Consider the following 23,723-nt stretch of genomic DNA (forward strand, 5'->3'; position numbering starts at 1 on the left):
GCGGCGCATCGGAAATTCGCTGGACGAGACCTCGGCCGACAGGCCTAGGACCACCCCAGCCGCACCGCCCCCCTCACCTCCGCAGCACCGTCACCACCGCCGCCCCGCCGAGCCCGATGTTGTGCGCGAGCCCCACCCGTGCCCCCTCGACCTGCCGGGCCGCCGCCTCACCGCGCAGCTGCCAGGTCAACTCGGCGACCTGCGCGATGCCCGTCGCGCCGAGCGGGTGGCCCTTGGAGATGAGACCGCCGGAGGGGTTCACCACCCACCGTCCGCCGTACGTCGTCGCACCGCTCTCGACCAGCTTTCCCGACTCGCCGGGCGCGCACATGCCGAGCGCCTCGTACGTCAGGAGTTCGTTGATGGAGAAGCAGTCGTGCAGCTCGACGACGTCCACGTCCTCGATGCCGAGCCCCGACGTCTCGTACACCTGGCGGGCCGCATCCCGCGACATCGGCTGTCCGACGGCGTCGACACACGACCCGGAGGCGAAGGACTCCCCCGTGTCGGTGGTCATGGCCTGAGCGGCGATCTCCACTGCCTTCGACTCCAGCCCGTGCTGTTCCACGAACCGCTCCGAGACCACCACCGCCGCCGCGGCGCCGTCCGACGTCGGGGAGCACTGGAGCTTGGTGAGCGGGCGGTGGATCGTCTTGGCGGCGAGGATCTCGTCGACGGTGTACGCGTCCTGGAACTGCGCGTAGGGGTTGTTCGTGGAGTGCCGGTGGTTCTTGGCGCCGACCGCGGCGAGCTGCGCCTCGGTCGTGCCGTGCTTCTCCATGTGCTCGCGGGCCGCGTTGCCGAAGATCTGCGCGGTGGGTGGGGTCATCTCGAAGCCGTGGCGGGCGGCCATGATCCCGTAGTGCCGGGCCACGGGTGACGTCTTGAAGTCGCCTCCGTCGGACCCTCCCCCCAGCGCCCCGCGCGTCATCTTCTCGAAACCGAGCGCGAGCACGCAGTCGTTCAGGCCGCCCTCGACGAACTGGCGCGCCATCATCAGGGCGGTCGACCCGGTCGCGCAGTTGTTGTTCACGTTGTAGACGGGGACGCCCGTCAGACCGAGCTCGTAGGCGGCGCGCTGGCCTGCCGTCGAGGCCTGGAAGCAGTAGCCGACGGGGACCTGCTCGACCTGGTCGTAGGCGATTCCGGCGTCCTCCAGGGCCTTGGTGCCCGCCTCCTTCACCATGTCCCAGTACTGCCAGTCACGCGTCTCGGGCTTCTCGAACTTGGTCATCCCGACGCCGACGATGTAGCTCTTCATGACGCTCGTACTCCTTCAGTCCCTGGGCAGGCCGAGGATCCGCTCGGCGACGACATTGAGCTGGACCTGGGTGGTGCCGCCCGCGATCGTCAGGCAGCGCGACATCAGGAAGCCGTGCAGCGCCCGCTCCCCCGGGCCCTCGCGCACCGCGCCCGCCGTGCCGAGGAGTTCGAGGGCGAGCTCGGCGACCTTCTGCTGGTGCGGGGTCTGGACGAGTTTGCGTACGGCAGCGCCCGCGCCCGGCTCCGCGCCCGCCACCTGCCGGATGGTCGTGCGCAGTCCGATGCAGGCGAGGGCGTGCGCCTCGGCGGCGAGCGCTCCGATGCGGGCGCGGTGGGCGCCGTCCAGTTCGGCGGCGCGCGCGATGAGCGCCTCCAGGCCGGTGTCGAAGGTCAACTGGTCGGCCATGTGGACGCGTTCGTTGCCGAGGGTGTCGCGGGCGACCCGCCAGCCGTTGTCGATCTCCCCGACGACCGCTTCGTCGGGCAGGAAGACGTCGTCGAAGTACACCTCGTTGAAGAGGGAGTCCCCGGTGATCTCCTTGAGGGGGCGGACGTCGATGCCCGCGGCCTTCATGTCCACGAGGAAGTACGTCAGGCCCTTGTGCTTGGGCGCCGCAGGGTTCGTGCGGGCGAGGAGGATCCCGTGGTCGGACCACTGGGCCGCGCTCGTCCACACCTTCTGGCCGTTGACGCACCATCCCCCCTCGACGCGCTCGGCCCTCGTACGCAGCGACGCGAGGTCGGAGCCCGCCTCCGGCTCGCTGAAGAGCTGGCACCAGAGCAGCTCGCCGCGCAAGGTGGGGGCCAGGAAGCGCTCCTGCTGCTCCTCGGTGCCGTACGCGATGAGGGAGGGGACCACCCAGGTCGCGATCCCGAGATCGCCGAGCTTGATGCCCGCCGCCTTCATCTCCTCCTGGACGGCCAGCTGTTGGACGGGGCCGGCGCCCAGACCGTGCGGCTCGGGGAGGTGCGGGGCGGCGTAGCCGGTGGGGGCGAGGGCCTTGCGGGCCGCGGCCGGGTCGAGTCCGCGGGCGGGGGCGAGCGCCGCGCGGGCCAGCTCGCGGTACGTCTCCGCCTCGTCCGGGAGCTCCAGGCGCAGCTCGCGGCGCGCGCCGCCCTCCGCGAGCCGGACGGCACGCATCCGGTGCGCGTCGCCCGCGCCGAGCAGCTGGCGGGCCACGACCGCCCTGCGCAGATACAGGTGGGCGTCGTGCTCCCAGGTGAAGCCGATGCCCCCGAGGATCTGCACGCAGTCCTTGGCGCAGGAGTACGCGGCGTCCAGGGCGGTGCCCGCGGCGAGCGCGGTGACCAGGCCGCGCACGTCGTCCGGCACGTCGTGGTCGTCCGCCGCGCGGGCCGCGTCCCACGCCAGGGCGCACGCCTGCTCGACGCGGACCAGCATGTCGGCACAGAGGTGCTTGACGCCCTGGAACTGTCCGATGGGCCGCCCGAACTGCTCGCGCACCTTGGCGTGTTCGGCCGCGGTGTGCAGCGCCCACGCGGCGGTGCCGCACGCGTCGGCGGCCAGCACGGCGGCGGCCAGGTCGCGGACGGCGGCGGAGTCCACGGCGAGCGCCCGGCCGACGGGGACGTGGGCGGCCCGTGCGGTCACTTCGGCGGTGGGCCGGGTCGGGTCGGCGCTGTCGTGTGTACGTACGGTCAGCGCACCGGCGTCGACGGCCAGCCACACCGGCCCCGTGGCCGACGCGGCGGTCAGGATCAGCAGGTCCGCCTCGCCGCCGGAGAGGACGGGCGGCGACACCCCGTCGAGGACGTGTCCGTCGGGGACGGAGACGGCGGTGAGCGTGCCCGGGTCCAGGGCGACGGCGCCGATCCGGGCGCCGCGGGCCAGCTCGGCGGCGAGGGCGTGCGCGCCCGCGCGGCGCAGCACCAGCGAGGCGAGGGAGCTCGCCGCGAACGGCCCGGGGAGCGCGGCCCGCGCCGCCTCCTCCAGGACGACGGCGAGATCGAGGAGGTCGCCGCCCCCACCGCCGTACTCCTCGGGCAGATGAAGGCCGAGCAGCCCCTGCCCGGCGAGTCCGTCCCAGTGGGCGGGACGCCCGCCGCCGGGTGGCGGCCCGTCCAGAAGCTTGCGCGTCTCCTCGGGCGGCACGGCCCGCGCGATCCAGCCGCGCACCGCCGACGCCAACTCCCGCTGTTCCCGCGTGATTCCGATCCCCATGCGCATCCTCGCCGGTAGCAGCTGCCGGGACGGCGACAGAGTAGAACACGTTCTCATCTGACGGAAGGTCAGATGGACATCGAATGGACCACCCGTGGACCACCCGCCGCTGGCTCACTCCGCGGCCCTGCTGATGACTCGGTTAACAAAGGGTCAAGAATTCCCCTCGTACGACATCCGTCGGAATAGTCGCCCAGGGAAACAGGTTCGGCTTACACATACGTTCCCGCTCCTGCCGAGCCCGACCTTCCGCCCCGGAGGCCCCAAGCAATGTCGATGTCGATGTCGACGAACAAACCGCGCGGCATACGCGGGGTCGTCCCCGTGCTCGCCTTCTCCGGCATCGTCGTCGCGGTGATGCAGACCCTGCTCGTGCCGGTCATCAAGGACCTGCCGGAGCTGCTGAACACCTCGCCGTCGAACGCCACCTGGGTCATGACGTCGACCCTCCTCGCCGGCGCCGTCTCCACTCCGATCATGGGCCGCCTCGGCGACCTCTACGGCAAGCGGAAGATGCTGCTCAGCAGCCTCGCCGTGATGGTCGTGGGCTCCCTGATCTGCGGTTTCACCGATGATCTCGTCGTGATGATCGTGGGCCGCGCGCTGCAGGGCTTCGCCATGGGCGCCATCCCGCTCGGCATCGGCCTGATGCGCGACGAGCTGCCCCGCGAGAAGCTCGGCTCCGCGATGGCGCTGATGAGCTCCTCCATCGGCGTCGGCGGCGGCCTCGCCCTGCCCGTCGCCGCACTCACCGCGCAGCACGCCGACTGGCACGCCCTGTTCTTCGGCGCCGCGGGACTCGGCGTGACCTCGATCTTGCTGACCCTCGCCTTCGTCCCCGAGAGCTCGGTCCGCGCCGAGGGCACCTTCGACGTGCTCGGCGCGCTCGGCCTCTCCGTGGGACTCGTCCTCTTCCTGCTGCCCATCACCAAGGGCAGCGACTGGGGCTGGAGCGACCCCCTCACGCTCGGCCTCTTCGGCGCCTCGGCCACCGTTCTCGTCCTGTGGGGCGTGATGGAGCTGCGCATCAAGGCCCCGCTGGTCGACCTGCGCACCACCGCACGCCGCTCGGTGCTCTTCACCAACCTCGCCTCGATCATGGTCGGCGTCGCCTTCTACGCCGTCTCGCTGGTCCTGCCCCAGCTCCTCCAGCTGCCGACGGCGACCGGCTACGGCCTCGGCCAGTCGATGGTCGTGGCGGGCCTGTGCGTGATGCCGCTCGGCCTGACGATGATGTTCACCGCCCCCGTCTACGCCCGCCTGTCGGCGAAGTACGGCCCGAAGGTCACCCTCATCCTCGGCATGCTGATCATCGCGATCGGCTACGGCGCCGGGCTCGGCCTGATGAGCGCCGCCTGGCAGACCATCGTCATCGCGGTGCTCCTCGGCGCGGGCATCGGCCTCGCCTACTCCTCGCTGCCCGCACTCATCATCGGCTCGGTCGACCCGTCCGAGACGGGCGCGGCCAACGGCCTCAACACCCTGATGCGCTCGATCGGCACCTCGGTGTCGAGCGCCGTGATCGGCATGGTCCTGGCCAACACCGCGAACCACGTCGGTGGCGTCGCCGTGCCGACCATGCACGGCTTCCGCGTCTCGTTCCTGATCGCCGGGGGCGCGGTCGCCATCGGTCTGCTCTTCGCGCTCATGCTGCCCTCCGCCCGCCGCCCGGCCACCGTGCAGCTGCGCGCCAGCAGCGAGGAGGACGCGAACCTGGAGCGCGCGGTCCAGGTCCTCGCGGGCTTCCACGGGCAGGTGCGGGGCGCGGACGGGGCGCCCGTCCCCCGCGCGAAGGTGACGCTGATCGACCGCAGCGGCCGTCAGGCGGGCGCGGCGCTCACCGACGACGGCGGGCGGTACGAGCTGGCCGTGCCCGGCGACGGTTCGTACGTCCTCGCGGTGCGGGCCACGGGCCACGGCCCGCTGGCGTCGGCGGCGGCCCACCCCGGCCAGGACCGCCCCGTCGAGCTGGACCTCCTGCTGCCCGGCAGCAGCGACGTACCGGCCTGAGGCAGGCACGGACCACCCACCCCCGTCACTCCGGTGACGGGGGTGCCGTGCATCATGGGCGGCCATACATACGCGCGAAACGCCTGCCCACACGCGTACGACCTGGAGGAACCCATGGCCGCCGCCGTCGAGCCCAAGCCGGAGATTCTTGCCGCCTTCGAGGCCGCCAAGGGCTTCATGCCGCGCGGCGAGGGGCTCGCGCTGTACGCGGCCGCGACGGAGGCCGCCGCGCTCGGCCTGCCGCTCCTGGAGGTCGGCACGTACTGCGGCCGCTCCACGATCCTGCTCGCCGACGCGGCCCGGCAGGCCGGGGTGGCCGCGATCACCGTCGACCACCACCGCGGCAGCGAGGAGCAGCAGCCCGGCTGGGAGTACCACGACCCGGAGACGGTCGACCCCGAGATCGGCCGCATGGACACGCTGCCCACCTTCCGCCGCACGCTGCACAAGGCGGGCCTGGAGGATCACGTGATCGCGGTCGTCGGCCGCTCGCCGCAGGTGGCGAAGGCGTGGGGCGGCGCGCTCGGCCTGGTCTTCATCGACGGCGGCCACACGGACGAGCACGCCACGGCCGACTACGAGGGCTGGGCGCCGCACGTCGCCGAGGGCGGGCTGCTCGTCATCCACGACGTGTTCCCCGACCCGGTCGACATCATGACCGGGCAGGCGCCGTACCGCGTCTACCTCAGGGCTCTGGAGTCCGGCGCGTTCACGGAGGTCGCGGTGACGGACTCGCTGCGCGTGCTGCGGCGCACGGCGCCGGGTATCTGACCTCAACAGGAGCGAGGGGCCCGACCTCGCGGATAGGCTCGCCCCCGTGTCGTACGTAGGTCCGGAATTCGATCCCTCCCAGCCGCCCAGGCGCCGCATCGGCCGCCCCGTGACGGTGGCCGTCGCCGCGCTGGTGCCGACCTGCCTCGCGGGCTGGCTCGTCTACCAGGCCACGAGCGGGCCCGACGGGAACGAACCGGCGAGATCGCTGCCCGCGTCGGCGAGCGCGTCCGGCGGACAGGACGCGTCGCCCGGCTCCACCACGCCCTCCCCATCCGGAAGCAAGGCCTCCGATCAGGCCAAAGAAAAGGACAAGGGCGACAAGGACGGCAAGGGCGGGGACTCCGACGACAACGATTCGGCCACGAAGCCGCCCGGTGGCGGCCCCGCCGCGAGCGGCCCCCTCAAGGGCAAGGTCGTCGTGATCGACCCCGGCCACAACCCCGGAAACTTCCGCCACGCCTCGGAGATCAACCGCCAGGTCGACATCGGGACGAACCGCAAGGAGTGCGACACCACGGGGACGTCCACCAACCACGGCTACACCGAGGCGAAGTTCACCCTGGACGTCTCGCGCAAGCTGCGGACGCTGCTCGAAAAGCAGGGCGCCACGGTCAAGTTCACCCAGGACGACGACCGCCCCTGGGGGCCGTGCGTCGACGAGCGCGCCCGGATCGGCAACAAGGCGCACGCCGATGCGGTGGTCTCCATCCACGCCGACGGCTCCGGCGCGGGCAACCGCGGCTACCACGTGATCATGCCGGGAAAGGTGCGGTCGGGCTCGGCCGACACCTCACCGATCGTCGCCCCCTCCAAGGAGTTGGGCGAGCGCATCGCCGGAAAGTTCGTGAGCGCGACGGGCAGCGCCCCCTCGAACTACATCGGCGGCGGCACCGGCCTCGACACCCGCACGGACCTCGGCGGCCTCAATCTCTCCACCGTCCCCAAGGTGTTCATCGAGTGCGGGAACATGCGGGACGCGAAGGACGAGGCCCTGCTGACGAGCGGCACGTGGCGCCAGAAGGCGGCGCAGGGGATTTCCGAGGGAATCACGGGGTTCCTGCGGAAGTAGAGGTGAACGTCTTCGCGATGAAGCGTGGACGTCTTTATCCCGAGCAGACACCCCGCGCGTACTGACGATATTGTCCTCCCTACGATGAGGGGCCACCCCCGCGCTTCGCGCACCGCGACACGACCGCGACTACGGCGACAGCGACGCCTCCACTGACGAGACGACTGACGAAGGACCCTGAAGTGAATTTCCGCTCCCTCACTCGAGGCGACGGCGTGGTGATCGGAGCAGCGGTGTTGCTCTTCATCGCTTCGTTCCTCGACACCCTTGACATCGCTCGTGTCGACGGCGACAAGCTCCCCAACGCGTGGGAGAACGGCAACCTGCTGCTGAGCGTGTACCTGCTCGGCATCATCGGAGCGGCTCTCATCGTCGTCGGCCGCGCGCTGCCGCAGCCGAGCAAGGTCATCGGCCTGGACCTCGGCCAGCTCGGCGTGGCCTTCGCCGTCGCCTCCGCATGGAGCTCGCTCGGTGCGATCTTCGACGCCGACCAGTCCTACGGCTTCTTCTTCGACGGCGCGCCCTCCGAGTCCACCCCCAGCGCCGGTGTCGGCCTCATCCTCGGTCTGATCGCCGCCCTGGTCCTCGCCGGTGGCGCGGTCGCCGGGCTGATCGTTCCTGCGCTGAAGGCCCCCCTCATGGGTGCCCCCAAGCCGATGGCCCCGCAGCCCTACGGCGGTCAGCCGCAGGGTGGCTACGGCTACCCGGGCGCCGGTGCGGGTCAGCCGCAGCCGGGTGCGCCCTACGGCGGCCAGCCGGGCCAGCCGCAGGGCCAGTCCTTCGGTGGTCAGCCGCAGCCGCAGGCCGGGCAGACCCCGCCGCCCGCGCAGGCGCAGCCCGCCGGTGACTTCTCGCCGTTCTGGTTCGCCGTGCCGGTGCCGCGTCCGCTGTACGCGGAGGACGGCTCGCCCACGCCGATCGCCGAGCTGGCGCCGGGTACCTGGTACCTGGCCGTCGAGCAGCGCGGTCCCGGTCTGGTGGCCCAGACGCAGGACGGCCGTCGCGGCGTGCTGCAGGACACCACGGGGATCCAGCGCGGCTGATCCCCCGCAGAGCAGTACCGCGGCCCCTCGCCCCTTCCGGGCGGGGGGCCGTTGTCGTACAGTCCCTCCCCTACGAACCCAACCTGACATACCGTCAGTTCACCAGGGAGGCAGGCCTATGCGGCTCGGGCTCGCACTCGGATACTGGGGGCGCGGCCCCGACCCCGGACACGTCGCCCTGGCCCAGGAGGCCGAGCGGCTCGGCTACGACTCCGTGTGGACCGCCGAGGCCTGGGGCTCGGACGCCTTCACGCCGCTGACCTGGATCGCCGCGCGGACCTCGCGGATCAGGCTGGGCACGGCCGTCGCGCAGATGGCGGCGCGCTCCCCCGTCACCACCGCCATGCACGCGCTCACCCTCGACCACCTCTCCGGCGGGCGGATGATGCTCGGACTCGGGCTGTCCGGGCCGCAGGTGGTGGAGGGCTGGTACGGGCGGCCCTTCCCGAGGTCGCCGCTGACCGCGACGCGCGAGTACGTCGAGGTGATCCGCCAGGTCCTGCGGCGCGAGGGACCCGTGGAGCTGGCGGGACGCTTCCACTCCCATCCGTACGACGGCGAGGACGGCACCGGACTGGGCAAGGCCCTCAAGCCGATCACCCACCCCCTCCGCGCCGACCTGCCCGTCCTGCTCGGCGCCGAGGGTCCGAAGAACATCGCGCAGACGACCCGGATCGCGGACGGCTGGCTGCCGCTGTACTGGTCGCCGCTGCGGACGGACGTGTACGAGGCGTCGCTCGCCGATGTCCCCGAGGGCTTCCTGATCGCCCCGATGGCCCGCGCCAAGGTCTGCGACGACGTGGCCGAGGGCCTGCTCCCCGTGAAGGCCATGCTCGGCTTCTACATCGGCGGGATGGGGCACTCCGCCCGCAACTTCCACGCCGACCTGATGGCGCGCATGGGGTACGAGGCCGAGGCCCGGCACATCCAGGAGCTGTTCCTCGCGGGGCGCAGGGAGGAGGCGGTCCTGGCGGTGCCCGACGCCTTCGCCGACGAGATCTCCCTGGTCGGGCCGCGGGCGCGGATCGCGGAGCGGCTTGAGCTGTGGCGCAAGGGTCCGGTGACGGACCTGCTGGTGCTCGCCCCGGACCCGCACACGCTGCGGGTCCTGGCCGAGCTCAACTCCTAGGGACCAGGCCCCTAGTTCTTGGTCAGATCGCCCGCCGACGGCACCTTGTCCTTGACCTCCGCGCCCGCGCTGCTGCCCGCGCCCTTGATGTCCTTGATGATGTCGTCGAAGGAGTTCACCACCGAGTCCGTCCCCTCGCCCTTGCGGAGCTTGGACGGCAGGTCCTTCAGGGCGTCGATGCCGGAGGTCAGCGGGGCCACCGCCTTGGAGAGGGTCGGGTCGCCCTTCGCGTTCTTCGTCGCGGCCTTCAGCCTGTTGTACGTGAACGCCCCCGCGAGGCCCGCCTTGATCAGGGCGAACTTCCGGCCGCCCGCGCCCTTCTTGAACTTGCCCGCGCGGTACGGCTTCACGATCCACTGGTACGTGGCCCCCGCGGCCAGGCCCGCGTTGGCGACGAAGCGGGTCTTGGCGAACTTCTGCTTCTCGGCGCTGCTGCTGGCGGACGGCGCCGCCGCGGAGGCGGTGCTCTCACCGCTGCCGCCGCAGGCCGTCGCACCGGCCAGCAGGGCGCCGCAGAGCGTGAGGGAGACCGCGGCACGGCGGACGGGTACGGGGCTGGGCACGACGGGGGCCTCCAGACGGGAGCTGAGCGGCCCGTGGGAGAGCGCGGACCTCTCCGCAGCCTCACCCCGGCCGCCGCACCACGCCACCGGGGCTCCCCCGTACGGGTTTCAACGGCGCTCTCCCCGGTACCCGGTAACCATGTCTCCCACGCGGAACTCCCACGGAAGCACTGCGGCACGGGTGATCGTCGTCGTCGCCGACGTCATGGCCGCCATCCTCGGCCTGTGGATCCTGATGTACCTGCTGGACGCGAACCGCGCCAACGACCTCGTCCAGTTCATCCACGACGCGGCCCGGTGGCTGGCAGGCTGGTCCCACGACCTCTTCACGTTCGACGAGGACTGGGCCCGGGTCGTCGCGGGCTACGGCCTCGCGGCCGTCGTCTACCTGTTCATCGGCCACGCCCTCGCGGGCCGCCTGCGCCGCTACTGAAGAACGCAGCGGCTCAGGTGCGCCCCGTAAGGGGCGCGGGGAACTGCGCGACCAGCCACGACCGGCCCGCGGACTTTCCCACTCCCCCGCGGAGCGTCAGGCGCAGCAGTCGGGGTCCAGGCCCCGCGGCAGCCCTTCGCCCGAGAAGACCGCGCAGGTCGCCTCGTCGCCGCCCAGGGCCGCCACGGCGAGCAGGAGTGAGCCCGCCGTCCAGGTGGTGAGCTCCGCGGGCCAGATCGCCTTGTCGTCGAAGACGTAGCCCGTCCAGTACAGGCCCGACTCCGGATCGCGCAGGTGCTGGAGGGACTGCAGGATGTCCAGAGCGCGGTCGGACTCCCCCAACACCCAGAGGGCGAGGGCGAGTTCGGCGCTCTCGCCGCCGGTGACCCAGGGGTTGGGCACCACGCAGCGCACCCCGAGGCCTGGCACGACGAAGCGGTCCCAGCCCTCCTCTATGCGGGACTTGGCCGCCACGCCGGTCAGCGCGCCGCCCAGGACCGGGTAGTACCAGTCCATCGAGTAGCGGTCCTTGTCGAGGAAACGCTCGGGGTGGCGGCGGATCGCGTGCGCGAGGGCGCCCGCGGCCAACTCCCAGTCGGGCTGCGGCTCTTCGCGCTGCTCGGCGATGGCGAGGGCGCAGCGCAGTGCCTGGTGGATGGAGGAGGAGCCGGTCAGGAGCGCGTCGGTGACCGGGGTGCCGTCCGGCTCCCGCTTCCAGCCGATCTGCCCGCCCGGCTGCTGGAGCCCGAGCACGAACTCGACGGCGGCGACCACGGCGGGCCACATGCGGTCCAGGAACGCCTCGTCGCCGGTCGAGAGGTAGTGGTGCCAGGCGCCGACCGCGAGGTAGGCGCAGAAGTTGGTCTCGCGGCCGCGGTCGGTGACGTCGTGCGGATCCCCGTCGGCGTACGCCGCGTACCAGGAGCCGTCCGGGTTCTGGTGGCGCACGAGCCAGTCGTAGGCGCGCTCGGCGGCCGCGTGCTCGCCCGCCGCGTCCAGCGCCATGGCGGCCTCGGTGTGGTCCCACGGGTCCAGGTGGTGGCCGCGGAACCACGGGATGGCGCCGTCCTCGCGCTGCACGGCGAGGATGCCGCGCACCGTCGCCACGGCCTGATCGGCCGTCAGGACGCCGGGCAGGACGAGGTGTTCGGTCCGCTCCGGGCTCGTCACTTGGCGGCCGCCGCGGCGTCGGCGGAGGCCTTGGGGAGGTGCGGCTTGGTCGCGTACGCCACGAAGCTCTTGCCGACGACGGGGTTGAGCAGCTGCTCGGCGACGCGCGTCGCGAGGGGCTTCTTCATGATGTCCCAGACGAGCAGCTTGTGGTACGCCCGCACGGGCAGCGCCTTGTCGTTGTCGACGCCGAACGCGCACTTCAGCCACCAGTACGGCGCGTGCAGCGCGTGCGCGTGGTGCGTGCCGTAGGGCTTGAGGCCCGACTCCCGCATCCGGTCGAGGAGTTCGTCCGCCTTGTAGATGCGGATGTGGCCGCCCTCGACCTCGTGGTAGGCGTCCGAGAGAGCCCAGCAGACCTTCTCCGGGCCGTAGCGCGGGACGGTGACCGCTATGCGGCCGCCCGGCTTGAGGACGCGCACCATCTCGGCGAGGACGCCCTTGTCGTCGGGGATGTGCTCCATGACCTCGGAGATGATCACGACGTCGAACGACTCGTCGGGGAAGGGGAGGTTGAGCGCGTCGCCCTCCATCGCGGTGGCCGTCGCGCCCGCGGGCGCCTCACCGGCCTCCTTCATCGCGGCGAACCACTTGGCGACCTCGCGGATTTCCTCGGCGTTCTGGTCGAGGGCCACCACCTGCGCGCCGCGCCGGTAGCACTCGAAGGCGTGCCGGCCCGCGCCGCAGCCCAAGTCGAGGACGCGGTCGCCCGCGGCGAGCGGGAAGCGGGTGAAGTCGACGGTCAGCATCAGCGATGGCTCCCGGAGTGCGTCGAGTACGTCGTGGTGGCCGCGGCGCGGCCGGGATGCGTGGCCGCGGAGCGGTCCATGGCCTCGCGGTAGCGGTCGGCCGTGCCCTTGGCGGCCTGGGCCCAGGTGAACTTGGCGAGGACGCGTGCGCGCCCCGCGGTACCGAGTCGGGCCCGCAGGTCGCCGTCGCCGAGCAGCCGGTTCAGGCCGTGGGCGAGGGCTCCGGCGTCGCCCGGCGGGACGGCGAGGCAGGTCTCTCCGTCGGGGCCCGCGACCTCCGGGATCGCGCCGCCGGTGGTCGCGAGGAGCGGGGTGCCGGTGGCCATCGCCTCCGCCGCGGGGAGCGAGAACCCCTCGTACAGCGAAGGGACGCAGGCGACCTGCGCCGAGCGGACGAGGTCGACGAGCTCGGCGTCGGTGATGCCCTTGACGAACTCGACGGCGCCTGCGAGGCCGTGGCGCTCGATGGCCTGGGCGACGGGGCCGTCCTCGGCGCGCTTGCCGACGACGACGAGGTGGGCGCCGGGGTGGTCGGCGCGGACCTTGGCGAGCGCCTCGACGAGGTGGATCAGTCCCTTGAGCGGGACGTCGGCGCTGGAGGTGGTGACGATGCGGCCGGGCACTTCGGGGACGGCCGGGTCCGGTGAGAAGAGGCCGGTGTCGGCGCCGATGTGGACGACCTCGATGCGGTCCGCGCGGACGCCGAGGTGGTCGACGATCTCCTGCCGGGACGTACCGGAGACGGTGAGGACCGAGGGGAGGCGGCGCGCGACGCGCTTCTGCATGCGGGTGAACGCGTACCAGCGGCGGACGGAGGCGCGGCGCTTCCAGCCGGGCGCGGCGTCCAGCTCCAGCTGCCGGTCGACGGTGATGGGGTGGTGGATCGTGGTGACGAGGGGCGCGCCGAGGTCGCCGAGGAGGCCGTACCCCAGGGTCTGGTTGTCGTGCACGACGTCGAAGTCGCCCCGTCGGGCGCGCAGGTGCCGCCGGGCGCGCAGGCTGAACGTGACGGGCTCGGGGAAGCCGCCGGTCCACATCGTCGCCACTTCGAGGGCGTCGACCCAGTCGCGGTACTCGTCGCGCTTGGGGGTGCGGAAGGGGTCGGGCGAGCGGTAGAGGTCCAGGCTCGGCAGCTCGGTGAGCTTGAGGCCCGCGAGGCCCGCGCCCTCGTCGAGGACGGGGTAGGGCTGCGCGCCGATCACTTCGACGCTGTGGCCGAGCCGGGCGAGCTCGCGGGAGAGGTGGCGTACGTAGACGCCTTGCCCCCCGCAGAACGGGTTCCCTTTGTACGTGAGGAGAGCGATGCGCAGCGGGCGCTCGCCGTCGCCGCCAGAGCCCTTTCGGGGGCCCGCTTCCATGGCCTCAGCGGTCACTCTCGGCCCCCTTCTCCCTGCAGTTCTCCGCGAGGTTACGCCGGGACGGTAATCTAGAACAAGTTTCAGACTTGATCGCTGAATGATCGCTGAACGAGCTTTGAATCTACCGGCAGGTAGGCGAGGTGTAAGGCCCGGATCAGGTGATTCGCGCCACGACGGGCTCCCTGCCATGCTGTGCGATCTCGCGAGGCGTATTCGGAGGGGCATCGACATGACAGCGGAAGTCAGGACGGCGAACCCTGCGGCGCCGCCCCTCACCGAGCGCCAGGAGGCGCGCCGCCGCCGCATCCTGCACGCCAGCGCGCAGCTCGCCAGCCGGGGCGGTTTCGACGCCGTGCAGATGCGGGAGGTCGCCGAGGCCGCGGGCGTCGCCCTCGGCACGCTGTACCGCTACTTCCCCTCCAAGGTCCATCTGCTGGTCGCCACCATGCAGGACCAGCTGCAGCACATGCACACGACGATCCGCAAGCGCCCGCCCGCCGGTGAGACGCCCGCCGAGCGGGTCGCCGAGACGCTGATGAGGGCCTTCCGTGCGCTGCAGCGCGAGCCGCATCTGGCGGACGCGATGGTGCGGGCGCTGACCTTCGCGGACCGCTCGGTGAGCCCCGAGGTCGACACGGTGTCGCGGCTGACGACGGCGATCATCCTGGACGCGATGGGTCTGACGGAGACGCCGACCGCGCAGCAGCTGTCCGCGGTGCGGGTCATCGAGCACACCTGGCACTCGGCGCTGATCACCTGGCTGTCGGGCCGGGCCTCCATCGCCCAGGTGAAGATCGACATCGAGACGGTGTGCCGACTCATCGACCTCACCGCCGAGCCGCACGCATAGCCGTTCGGCGCCGCCCTGCCCATAAGTCGTCCGTCACCTGTCCGACGCACAGGGGGCGCACAGTCGTACGGCAAATGCGCCCCTGCCCTCCCCGTTGGCCAGTTCTCAGCGTCACGACCGGGGTACTCACCGCTATGAATGGTCTGGTGCTTGAACGGAGCAACCGGGGCGGGAGCTGGAGGGGCAGAGCGTGATCCGGGTTCTACTCGTGCACGACGCCTGTCTGTTGAGAATGGCTTTGGCGGAGCAACTCGCCCGCGAGCCGGATCTGGAGGTGTTCCACGCGCCGTGGTCACACGCGCGCGGGCGGCAACGGAGCGTACGACCGGACTTGTGTGTGGTGGACCTCGATGACGAGGCGACCTACGCACTGGCACCGCTCGGCGAACTGACCGGGCCGTCGGCGCTGGGGAGGGGCTGCCGGGTGCTGGTGCTCGCCACCGCCAACCGGCCGGGCCAGCTGCGGCGGGCGGCGGAAGCGGACGCCCTCGGTTATGTGAACAAGGCGAGCGCGCCGGAACGGCTGCTCGCGGGGATAAGGCAGGTGGCGGCGGGTCGTCGGTTCGTCGACGAGTCGCTCGGGTTCGGCTTCCTCAAGGCGGCGCAGATGCCGCTCACCCGGCGCGAGTTGAGCGTGCTCTCACTCGCCGCCGGGGGTGCGTCGGTCGCCGAGATCGCGAACAGCCTCCATCTGTCCAACGGAACGGTGCGCAACTACATGGCCGCGATCACCCGCAAGACCGGGGCGCGGAACAGGATCGACGCGATACGGATCTCGCAGGGCGAGGGGTGGGTGTGAACCCCACTCGCCCGCCCCGTTGAGGTCCCGGTAGAGGGGGGAGCGTGCCAGCAGCTCGTCGTGCCGACCGCAGAGGGCGTGCGCCCCGTCCATCACCAGGACGCGGTCGGCCCGGCGGGCCGAACTGATGCGGTGGGCGATCACCACCAGAGTGCCGCCCGGGCGGGCCGCGAAGGCCCGCTCGGCGCGGGACTCCGCCACCGGGTCGAGGTGGCAGGTCGCCTCGTCGAGGATCGCGAGCGGGGCGTACGAGAGGTAGGCGCGGGTCAGCGCGATCAACTGCCGCTCCCCCGCGGACAGTTCGTCCGGCGCCAGCTCGGCGTCCGGTCCGCCGAGCCGCTCGATCAGCGGGGCCAGACCGATCACCTCGGCGGCGGCGAGCATCTCCCGCTCCGGAACGGGTTCCTCCCTCAGATAGCCCAGGTTCTCGCGGAGCGTCCCGGTGAAGACGTACGCCTCCTGAGGAATGAGCACGCGCCGCCCCACGGCCCCCTCGCCCCGCACGGGAAGCCCGTCGACGCGCACGTCTCCCGCGTCCGGTACGAGCAGCCCCGCGACCATTCCGGCCATCGTGGACTTGCCGATGCCGCTGGGTCCGACGACGGCGAGGTGCTCGCCCCGGGCGAGGGTGAGCTCCAGGTCGTTGAGGACGGGCTCGGCATGGGGGCCGTAGGCGAAGGTGAGGGAGGAGAGGCGGAGGGCCGGGGCGGGCACGTCACCCCGGGGTGTACTGGCCTCGGGTGCCTCGCCCTCGGGGGTCTCGGCCGTCTCCGGCGGGTCCCACGTCAGGCGCCGCAGGACGATGGCCAGGCGGGAGCCGCTCGCGCCCAGGCCGTGGACCAGGTTGTGGAGCGCGGGGAGCAGGGCCTGGGTGACATAGGCCAGGGCGCCGACCAGGGCTCCCGGCGTCACTCCGTTGTCCAGGAGCCAGGGGCCCGTGGCCAGGAGCAGGACCAGCGGGAGCTGGCCGCCGGTCGCCAGGGCCACCGTGCGCAGGATGCCCCAGCGGGCGAGCGCACCGGCCGCCGCGTACTCCGTGGCGACGCCCCGGTCCAAGTCCTCGGCCACGCCCTGTTCCGCGCCCGCCGCCGCCACGTCCCGCAACCCCGGGCACACGACGCCCAGTTGACCGGCCAGCTCCTCGTCCGCGACCAGGAACTCCTCCTGCCTGCGGGCCAGTGGCCGCAGCGTCGCCACGAACAGGACGATCCCGGCGAGCAGCGGCGGCGCGACCACCAGGAGCAGCAGGGGGGCCAGCGAGAACAGACCGATCAGCGCACCCGCCGCCGTGAAGACGAAGGAGCGGGACACCAGCACCAGGCCCGCGAAGGTGTCCCTCGCGATCTCCACCTGCTGGGTCAGCCGGGACACGGCGGCGCCGTCCGCGTCGCGCAGACCGCGCCCGACGACCTGCCGCACCAGGGAGTCCCGCATCGGTTCCACCAGGTCGGCAACGGCGCGGTACACCTTCCCCGTGCCGTAGGCGGCGATCACCACACCGAGTGCGGCCGCACCCAGCCAGCCGAGGCCGACCGCCTCGTTCCCGTCGAGGAATCCGTCGTCCAGGGCGTGCGCGAGGGCGTACCCGGTGAGGAACGTCTGCCCGGTCTCCAGCACGGACCAGAGCACGAGCCGCAGCACCACAGGCCACCTGCGCCGCAGGAAGCGCACGCCCCTGCGGTACGGGCCCGGCCTGGCGGAAGGCTGCACTCCGGAAAGCTTCACGCGCCGAACACCTCCCGGTACTCCGGCCGCTCCCACAGCTCCGCATGCGTGCCCATCGCCCGGATCCTGCCTTCGTGCAGCCAGGCCACCGCGTCCGCGCGGGCCGCCGTCGCCGCGCGGTGGGCGATGATCAGGCGGCTGCGGTGCGGGGTGTGGCGGAGCAGGGCCTCGGCGATGTGGTGCTCCGTCACGGTGTCCAGGCTCGACATCGCGTCGTCGAGGATCAGGAGTCGGCCGCCGCGCGCGAACGCCCTTGCCAGGCCGAGGCGTTGGGCCTCGCCTCCGGACAGGGGAGCTTCGGCGCAGCGGGTGGCGTAGCCGTCGGGGAGGCGGGTGATGAAGGTGTCGGCGCGGGCGGCGCGGGCGGCCTCGCGGACGCGTTCCGGTGCCGGGCGCGGGGCGCCGAAGCCGATCGTGCCCTCCAGGGTCTCGCCGAGCAGTGCGGGCCGCTCGAAGGCGTAGCCGACCTCGCGGCGCAGTTCCTCGCGGCCGAGCGAGTCCAGTGGGACGCCGTCGAGGCGTACGACTCCTTCGTCGGGGTCGGTGAGCCGTCCGGCGAGGGAGGCGAGCAGGGACTTGCCCGCGCCCGACCGGCCGACCACGGCGACCGTGCCGCCCGCGGGCACGGTCAGGTCGACGCCGTCGAGGACGGTGCGTCCGCCGCGGCTCACCCTGACGCCGCAAAGCTCCAACAGGCCGCCGGTGGGCGGGAGTCCAGCCGTTCCGTGCACGGTTTCGGGCTCCGCGAGCACCTCGCCCAGGCGCCGGGCCGCGGCCCGCGCCCGCACCAGGCCGCCGAGCTGTCCGACAAGCATGCCGACACCGGTGGCGAGCACCGCGTACCGGGAAGCGGCCAGCAGGTCGCCGATGCTGATGCGCTCCTGGAGCACCAGGTGGCCCGCCACCGCGGCGACCGCGAGCTGCAGCAGCGGCGCGACGGCGACGGCCTGTGCCTGGGAGCGGCCCTGGACCCGCCACATCCGGTGGCCCTGGCGGGCGAGTTCGGGCAGCGACCGCAGGACCCGCGCCGCCTCCTTGTCCTCGGTGTGCGCCGCCGCGATGGTCCGCGCGCCGCCGACCGCCTCGCTCAGGCGGCCCGCGATGTCCCCCTGGACGTGCTGGTAGCGGGCCACGCAGTCGGAGGAGACGCGGACGAACGCCCGCAGCAGCAGGAAGAGGACGGGTGCGCCCGCGACGAAGGCCACGGCGAGCCAGCCGTCGATGAGGGCGAGGGCGACGATCGCGCCGAGGGGTGTGACCAGGGCGGCGAGGAGCGCGGCGAAGGTGGCGGGGGCGACGCCCGCGTGGGCCGCGTTGTCGATGAGGCGCGCGACCAGGTCGCCGGGGGCGAAGCGCGCGGTGGTGCGCGGGCCGACGGCGAGTACGTGGCGTACGACGCGGCCGCGCAGCCAGGCGGTGGTGCGGGCGTTGGTGGTGCCGGTGAGGACGCCGTCGACGGCGTCCAGGAGTGCGCCGGCGCCGATCAGTGCGGCGCAGGCGAGGATCCAGCGGGTGGCGTCGGTGTCGCCGCCGGTCAGGTGGCCGGTGAGGACGGCGTCCAGGGCGCGGCCGATCGCAAGCGGCAGGAGCAGGGTGGCGCCCGATCCGGCGACGGCGCAGAGGGCGAGGACCGTGCAGCGTGCGGCGCTGTACCGGGTCGCCGTGCCCAGCAGGCGGGTGCCTGCCGCGGATTGCCGCGGGTGCTGCGGACGGGTGGTCGTCGTCGCCATGCGGTCCGGATCTCCGTCGCCTCGGTGGTGGGCCCGGGCGGGCCCCTCTCGGGGTGCCGCCCGGGCCTGCGTTGCCGTGCCGCTCAGGTGCTGCGGTCAGGCGTCAATCAGAGACAGAGGAGGACGCTGGCGTCGCTCCAGCAGAGCAGCAGGCTGACCTGGCTGCCGCCGCCACCGTGGCCGCCGCCACCCGTCATCTCGTCGGATTCCATGCTCTGCAGGTCGAGGAGTGCCATGAAACTTCCCTCTCTCTTGGGGGAGTTGACTGCCCTATATGGGGTTGTGTCACGACCCCGCCGTGAGGCGGGACCGGCTCTGGGGCCGCCGCAGGGGCGGCAGGAAGGGGACGTGCGCTCCGTCGTCGCCGAGCGCTCCGGCGAGTGCGAGGAGGCAGCCCGCCGTCCCGGTGTGGAGATCCATGGACAGGCGCAGCATCTGGTGTCCGGGGAAGGCCAGCTGGCCCGCGTAGGACATGGCGAACCAGCCGAGTTCCTCGACCTGCTCCGCGACGTCCTCGGGGGTGATGCCCGGCGCGGTGCTGCGGTTCATGTGGGTCAGCAGGCCCGCCCGGCCCTGGAACAGGCCCGGCTGTACGCAGAAGCGTGAGCGGGCGGCAGCCAGGATGCCGGGGCGTGCCGCCTCGAAGTCGGCGTCGTCGCGGTGCGAGAGGTAGTCGTCGAGGACCATGCCGATGCCGACGCTGCCCTCCCCGAGGTAGGGCATGGTGCGCCAGCCCTCGTTCACGGCGAGGCTGCCGTCCTGCTGGGTGATGCACTGGGCGAGGTCCGTGCGCAGGGCGCGGGCCGCCAGGTCGAGGAGTGCGGGGTCGCCGGTCCGTTCGTGGAGGCGCAGGAAGAGCAGTGCGGGTCCGGTGGCGCCGCGCAGCAGTCCCGCCTTGCGGCGTCCGATCTTCGGGGCGCGTTCGGCGGCTCCGGCGGCTCCGGCGTCTTCGGCGGTGAGGCGTTCGCCGAGGAGTTCGGCGGCCCGCTCCGCGTGGCGTGCGAGGTCGCTCTCGCCCGTGCTCCGTGCGAGGCCGTCGAGGGCGAGGCCCAGTCCGGCGAGGCCGCCGTACAGGTCGGAGGGGAGCCGCTCCCAGTTCTCGGCCAGGACGAGGCCGACGAGGTCGAGGGCGCGGGTGCGGTGGCCGAGCCGGTCGAGTACGTGGGCGATGCCCGCGATTCCGTCGTGCAGCCCGAGCGGGGTGCCGAGCGGGGTCGGTGCGGTGTGTGCGAGGAGCCAGCGTTCGCCCTCTTCGTAGCGTTCGGCGCCGCTCTCGGCGAGCGCGAGCAGTACACCGGCCGCGCCGTGCGCGATGCCGAGTCCGCCGCCGTCGGAGAACTGGGCGATGTCGCCGGGGAAGAGCCGGTCGTCGCGTTCGGGGGTGGCCGAGGCGAGGATGGCCTTGACCATCGAGTCGCGGCTGTAGGGCCAGTCGGCGGGGTCGACCAGGGGCGCGGTCGCCCCTGCCGTCCGCCGGGTGGCGCCGGTCCTGCCGCGTGGGCCGTGCTCGATCTCCGCCACCGCTTCGGCCAGGAACTCCTCGGGTACGTCGGGGAATTCCGCGGCGATCACCTGGGCGAAGTGTGCGGCCTTGCCCCGGTCGATGGAGAGCAGCGAGGTGATCGGCAGGAAGAGAGCGAGGCGCAGGCAGGCGAGGGCGTACCGGTCGATGTCGGCGCCGGTGCGGTCCGGCGGCGCGAGGAATCCGGGGTGCGCGACGATCTGGCGGCCGGTGTCGCCGACGGCGCCCGCCGCCTCGAAGTCGAGGAGGGAGACGGACTGTTCGTCGGGCGCGACCATGATGTTGAAGAGGTGCAGGTCGTTGAAGACGACGCCCCGCTCGTGCACGGCGGTGACGGCTTCCTCGACGGCGCGGTGCATGCGCAGCGCCCAGGCCGTGTACTCGGAGATGGCCGCGGCGTCGGGTTCGCTGGTGCACAGCGGGTGCCGGTGGGCGAAGAACGAGTTGAGGGTGGATCCTTCGAGGAAGTCCATGACGAGGAAGCGGTGGCCGTCGAGGAGGAACCAGTCGCGCACCTCGGGGGCCACGCCGAGTCCGGAGAGCTTCTCCAGGGCGGCCTTCTCGCGTTCGAGCCGGGCCACGGCGTCGGCGCCGTCGGAGGCGAGTCCCGCGTGCGGGCGGCCCTCCTTGAGGACGACCTTGCGGCCGTCGCGGGTGTCGGTACCCGCGTAGACACCGCCGCCGTTGGAGAAGTGCAGGGCCTTCTCGATGCGGTACGGCAGGTCGGAGACGGTGGTCTTGTTGCGGGCCGCGAGCGCCGGTTCGAGGAAGGGCGGCAGCGTCACCCACTCGGGGACCTTGAAGGCGGGGTCGCGCGGGTCGGGCACGAGCTGCCCCTCGGCGTCCTCGATGGCGGGCACCAGGGTGCCCTTGCCGTTGTCGCACATGCGCCGGGTGAAGGCGCCGTACCTGACGTACAGCGGGCCCTGCCGCCAGCGCAGGTCAGTGAGGATGTACGGGCCCTCGATGCCGTCGAGCAGATCCCCCAAGTCGGTGAGGACTTGCTGCAGTTGTGCCTCGTCAGCCGGATAGACGGTGACGGCCTTGCCGCTGTGGTCGCGGCCCGCGTACTTGCTGTTGCGCAGGTGCAGCAGGTGCTTGGCCGGTACGAACTTGAAGGGGATGCGGCGGGGGACGCAGTGGTCCCAGACGGTCGACGCGACGCGGTCCGCGTTCTGCAGGGTCGCGGAGACGTGGATCTTCCAGCCCTGCTGCGGTGCGGGTACGGGGGTCCCGTCGTCGCCCAACGGGACGAGGGACAGCCAGTCGCCGATGCGTCCGGAGCGCCACCCGGCGGGGACGGGCCGGCCCGCCACCGGGAACTCGGGGGTGCCCGAGGCGCCCTTGGACGACAGCCGGTCCGGGGTCTCGTAGAAGTGCCTGTCGGCCAGACAGTAGACCTCGTACCGCTTGTCCATGGCGTCCCCTCTCCGCTCGGCGTGGCAGAGAGATTTCCAGGGCGCAAAGGGGCGGAACAGTCACGAGTGTCATCAGAACGCCGTGCGGAACGCATGGGTAAAGTCGCGTTCGCGCATGTTCGAGAGCACAGAATATCCACGGACGGTACAAAGGGCGACGCCCGCGCCGTCATCGGGGCAAACGGGGCGCGGGCGCGGTCCTGCCGGGCTTGGGGACGCTGTTCCTGGGGCTAGTCCTCCGGCGGAAACACGACCTCACCGCCGCCCGCCAGCGTGATCGTGATCGCCTCGACCGGGCAGCCCTCCGCCGCCTCCAGGACCTTTTCGTTGGCGTCGGTCTCGGGCTCGGTGGGGTGCGACTGACGGGCGGTGTCCAGCTCGAACCCGCCGGGCGCGGTGAGCACGCACATCCCGGAGCCGATGCAGACCGACCGGTCGACCTCGACGTGCCAGCGGTCACCCATCAGGCACCGCTCCCCTGGTAACCGTTGGGGAGATGGATCATCTTGTGCTCGAAGTACTCGCCGTATCCCTCGGGGCCGAACTCGCGCCCGAGGCCGGAGTTCTTGTAGCCGCCGAAGGGGCCGAGCATGTCGAGGCTGAAGGTGTTCACGGAGTACGTGCCCGTGCGCACCCGGCGCGCGATGTCGATGCCGCGCTCGTTGTCGGCCGTCCAGACACTGCCGCTGAGGCCGTAGTCGGAGTCGTTGGCGATCCGTACCGCCTCGTCCTCGTCGCCGTAGGGCAGCAGGCAGATGACGGGGCCGAAGATCTCCTCGCGGGCGATGCGCATCGAGTTGTCGACGCCGCCGAACAGCGTCGGCTCCACGTACCAGCCCTGGTCGAGGCCTGCCGGACGGCCGCCGCCCGCAAGGATCTTGGCGCCCTCCTCCTGGCCGATGCGGATGTAGTCGAGGGACCGCTGCTGCTGCCGCTGGGCGACGAGCGGGCCGAGTTCGGTGGCGGGGTCGAGGGGGTCGCCGACCTTGAGGGCGCTGGCCGCGGCGGAGAACGCCTCGGCGAACTCGTCGTAGCGGGTGCGCGGCACGAGGATGCGGGTCTGGGCCACGCACGCCTGGCCGTTGATCATCCAGGCGAACGGGGTGATGCCCGCGACGGCGGTCGCCGCGTCGGCGTCCGGCAGGATGACGGCGGCCGACTTGCCGCCCAGCTCCAGCGTCACGCGGGTGAGGTTGCGGGCGGCGACCTCCATGACGCGCTTGCCCGCGGCGACGGACCCGGTGAAGGACACCTTGTCGACGTCGGGGTGCCCGACGAGGTACTCGCTCACCTCGCGGTCCGCGCAGACGATGGAGAGCACCCCTTCGGGCAGGCCCGCCTCGGCCGCGAGCTCGGCGAGTATGTACGCGTCGAGCGGGGCCTCCGGGGAGGTCTTGAGGATCACGGGGCAGCCGGCGAGCAGCGCGGGCGCCAGCTTGGCGGCGGCGGTGAACTGCGGGACGTTCCAGGGCACGACGGCCGCGACGACGCCCACCGGTTCGCGCCGGACGAGCAGCTTGCCGAGGACGCCGTCGCGCTGCTCCTCGTACCGGAAGTCACGGGCCACGGTGATCGCCGCGTCCCACACCATCATCGCGGCGAGGGCCTGCACCATCACGCTGGACGTGTAGGGGGTGCCGTTCTCGGAGCTGATGACGCGGGCGATCTCCTCGTGGCGCACCGCGAATCCGTCCTTGATCTTCGCGATGATCTCGATGCGTTCGTCCAGGGTCATCCGCGGCCAGGGACCGTGCTCGAAGGCCTTGCGGGCGGCGGCGACGGCGCGGTCCACGTCGGCGGGCGCCGCGTGCGGCACCCGGGCGAAGACCTCTCCGGTGTGCGGAGAGACGACGTCGATGACGTCCTTTCCGAGCGGGTCGACCAACTCCCCGCCGATGAACAGCTGTCCGTGTTCCACGAGCTCGGTCATGGCTGA

General features: G+C 72.2%; 19 protein-coding genes and 1 pseudogene. 8 read left to right on the plus strand and 12 right to left on the minus strand.

What is annotated here, in order from left to right; translation table 11 throughout:
- Positions 1 to 73: 73 nt before the first annotated feature.
- A complete protein-coding gene (locus tag ABZV77_RS26710) occupies positions 74 to 1,261 on the minus strand; it encodes a lipid-transfer protein (protein ID WP_356261709.1) in 1,188 nt (395 codons plus the stop codon).
- A 15-nt stretch (positions 1,262 to 1,276) separates the two neighbouring features.
- Complete coding sequence (locus ABZV77_RS26715) at positions 1,277 to 3,445, minus strand: acyl-CoA dehydrogenase (RefSeq protein WP_356261711.1); 2,169 nt, start codon at positions 3,443 to 3,445, stop codon at positions 1,277 to 1,279.
- A gap of 276 nt (positions 3,446 to 3,721) precedes the next feature.
- Here ABZV77_RS26715 and ABZV77_RS26720 point away from each other — a divergent pair, with 276 nt between their 5' ends.
- The 5 genes from ABZV77_RS26720 to ABZV77_RS26740 all read left to right on the plus strand — a co-directional run bounded on the left by ABZV77_RS26720 (position 3,722) and on the right by ABZV77_RS26740 (position 9,470).
- Positions 3,722 to 5,455 (plus strand): MFS transporter, encoded by a 1,734-nt coding sequence (locus ABZV77_RS26720; RefSeq protein WP_356261714.1) that lies wholly within the window; start codon positions 3,722 to 3,724, stop codon positions 5,453 to 5,455.
- Between the two features lie 114 nt (positions 5,456 to 5,569).
- Positions 5,570 to 6,226 carry a class I SAM-dependent methyltransferase gene (locus ABZV77_RS26725; protein ID WP_356261716.1) on the plus strand — a complete coding sequence of 219 codons (657 nt, stop codon included), beginning with the start codon at positions 5,570 to 5,572 and terminating at the stop codon, positions 6,224 to 6,226.
- 46 nt (positions 6,227 to 6,272) lie between these two features.
- Positions 6,273 to 7,298, plus strand: coding sequence for an N-acetylmuramoyl-L-alanine amidase (locus ABZV77_RS26730; RefSeq protein ID WP_356261718.1), 1,026 nt, complete (start codon positions 6,273 to 6,275; stop codon positions 7,296 to 7,298).
- A 182-nt stretch (positions 7,299 to 7,480) separates the two neighbouring features.
- Positions 7,481 to 8,341, plus strand: a complete 861-nt coding sequence (locus tag ABZV77_RS26735) for a hypothetical protein (RefSeq protein ID WP_356261721.1) — start codon at positions 7,481 to 7,483, stop codon at positions 8,339 to 8,341.
- 118 nt (positions 8,342 to 8,459) lie between these two features.
- Positions 8,460 to 9,470, plus strand: coding sequence for an LLM class F420-dependent oxidoreductase (locus ABZV77_RS26740; RefSeq protein ID WP_356261724.1), 1,011 nt, complete (start codon positions 8,460 to 8,462; stop codon positions 9,468 to 9,470).
- 11 nt (positions 9,471 to 9,481) lie between these two features.
- On the opposite strand, the gene ABZV77_RS26745 is transcribed toward ABZV77_RS26740, so the two are convergent.
- Positions 9,482 to 10,033 carry a hypothetical protein gene (locus ABZV77_RS26745; protein WP_356261727.1) on the minus strand — a complete coding sequence of 184 codons (552 nt, stop codon included), beginning with the start codon at positions 10,031 to 10,033 and terminating at the stop codon, positions 9,482 to 9,484.
- A gap of 139 nt (positions 10,034 to 10,172) precedes the next feature.
- On the opposite strand from ABZV77_RS26745, the gene ABZV77_RS26750 reads away from it, so the two are divergent.
- Positions 10,173 to 10,466 (plus strand): hypothetical protein, encoded by a 294-nt coding sequence (locus ABZV77_RS26750; protein WP_356261730.1) that lies wholly within the window; start codon positions 10,173 to 10,175, stop codon positions 10,464 to 10,466.
- Positions 10,467 to 10,562: 96 nt separating this feature from the next.
- On the opposite strand, the gene ABZV77_RS26755 is transcribed toward ABZV77_RS26750, so the two are convergent.
- Genes ABZV77_RS26755 through ABZV77_RS26765 form a run of 3 tightly spaced genes read right to left on the minus strand, consistent with a single transcriptional unit; the run spans position 10,563 to position 13,758 of the window.
- Positions 10,563 to 11,636, minus strand: coding sequence for a prenyltransferase/squalene oxidase repeat-containing protein (locus tag ABZV77_RS26755; protein WP_356261733.1), 1,074 nt, complete (start codon positions 11,634 to 11,636; stop codon positions 10,563 to 10,565).
- Positions 11,633 to 12,385 (minus strand): class I SAM-dependent methyltransferase, encoded by a 753-nt coding sequence (locus ABZV77_RS26760; RefSeq protein ID WP_306338383.1) that lies wholly within the window; start codon positions 12,383 to 12,385, stop codon positions 11,633 to 11,635. Before ABZV77_RS26760 ends, ABZV77_RS26755 begins: the two co-directional genes overlap by 4 nt.
- On the minus strand, positions 12,385 to 13,758 hold the full coding sequence (locus ABZV77_RS26765) for a glycosyltransferase family 4 protein (RefSeq protein WP_356261736.1): 1,374 nt from the start codon (positions 13,756 to 13,758) through the stop codon (positions 12,385 to 12,387). Before ABZV77_RS26765 ends, ABZV77_RS26760 begins: the two co-directional genes overlap by 1 nt.
- Before the next feature lie 214 nt (positions 13,759 to 13,972).
- Here ABZV77_RS26765 and ABZV77_RS26770 point away from each other — a divergent pair, with 214 nt between their 5' ends.
- Together ABZV77_RS26770 and ABZV77_RS26775 are read left to right on the plus strand one after the other, a co-directional pair.
- Positions 13,973 to 14,593, plus strand: coding sequence for a TetR family transcriptional regulator (locus ABZV77_RS26770; RefSeq protein WP_356261739.1), 621 nt, complete (start codon positions 13,973 to 13,975; stop codon positions 14,591 to 14,593).
- 232 nt (positions 14,594 to 14,825) lie between these two features.
- Positions 14,826 to 15,308, plus strand: a pseudogene (locus ABZV77_RS26775) (response regulator transcription factor); the annotation flags it as partial.
- Here ABZV77_RS26775 and ABZV77_RS26780 read toward each other — a convergent pair.
- The 6 genes from ABZV77_RS26780 to ABZV77_RS26805 form a co-directional block, all read right to left on the minus strand.
- Positions 15,234 to 17,117 carry an ABC transporter ATP-binding protein gene (locus ABZV77_RS26780; RefSeq protein ID WP_356261742.1) on the minus strand — a complete coding sequence of 628 codons (1,884 nt, stop codon included), beginning with the start codon at positions 17,115 to 17,117 and terminating at the stop codon, positions 15,234 to 15,236. The pseudogene ABZV77_RS26775 and the gene ABZV77_RS26780 overlap by 75 nt on opposite strands.
- Positions 17,114 to 18,847 carry an ABC transporter ATP-binding protein gene (locus ABZV77_RS26785; protein ID WP_356261745.1) on the minus strand — a complete coding sequence of 578 codons (1,734 nt, stop codon included), beginning with the start codon at positions 18,845 to 18,847 and terminating at the stop codon, positions 17,114 to 17,116. The genes ABZV77_RS26780 and ABZV77_RS26785 overlap by 4 nt, the downstream gene beginning before the upstream one ends.
- 107 nt (positions 18,848 to 18,954) lie before the next feature.
- Complete coding sequence (locus tag ABZV77_RS26790; protein WP_356261748.1) at positions 18,955 to 19,083, minus strand: SapB/AmfS family lanthipeptide; 129 nt, start codon at positions 19,081 to 19,083, stop codon at positions 18,955 to 18,957.
- Positions 19,084 to 19,132: 49 nt separating this feature from the next.
- On the minus strand, positions 19,133 to 21,787 hold the full coding sequence (gene lanKC, locus ABZV77_RS26795; protein WP_356261751.1) for a class III lanthionine synthetase LanKC: 2,655 nt from the start codon (positions 21,785 to 21,787) through the stop codon (positions 19,133 to 19,135).
- 230 nt (positions 21,788 to 22,017) lie between these two features.
- Entirely contained in the window at positions 22,018 to 22,251 is a 234-nt protein-coding gene (locus ABZV77_RS26800; RefSeq protein ID WP_356261754.1) for a ferredoxin, read from the minus strand.
- Positions 22,251 to 23,717, minus strand: coding sequence for an aldehyde dehydrogenase (locus ABZV77_RS26805; protein WP_356261757.1), 1,467 nt, complete (start codon positions 23,715 to 23,717; stop codon positions 22,251 to 22,253). The genes ABZV77_RS26800 and ABZV77_RS26805 overlap by 1 nt, the downstream gene beginning before the upstream one ends.
- Positions 23,718 to 23,723 lie beyond the last annotated feature (6 nt).

The organism is Streptomyces sp. NPDC004732, assembly GCF_040609235.1.
GTDB lineage: Bacteria > Actinomycetota > Actinomycetes > Streptomycetales > Streptomycetaceae > Streptomyces.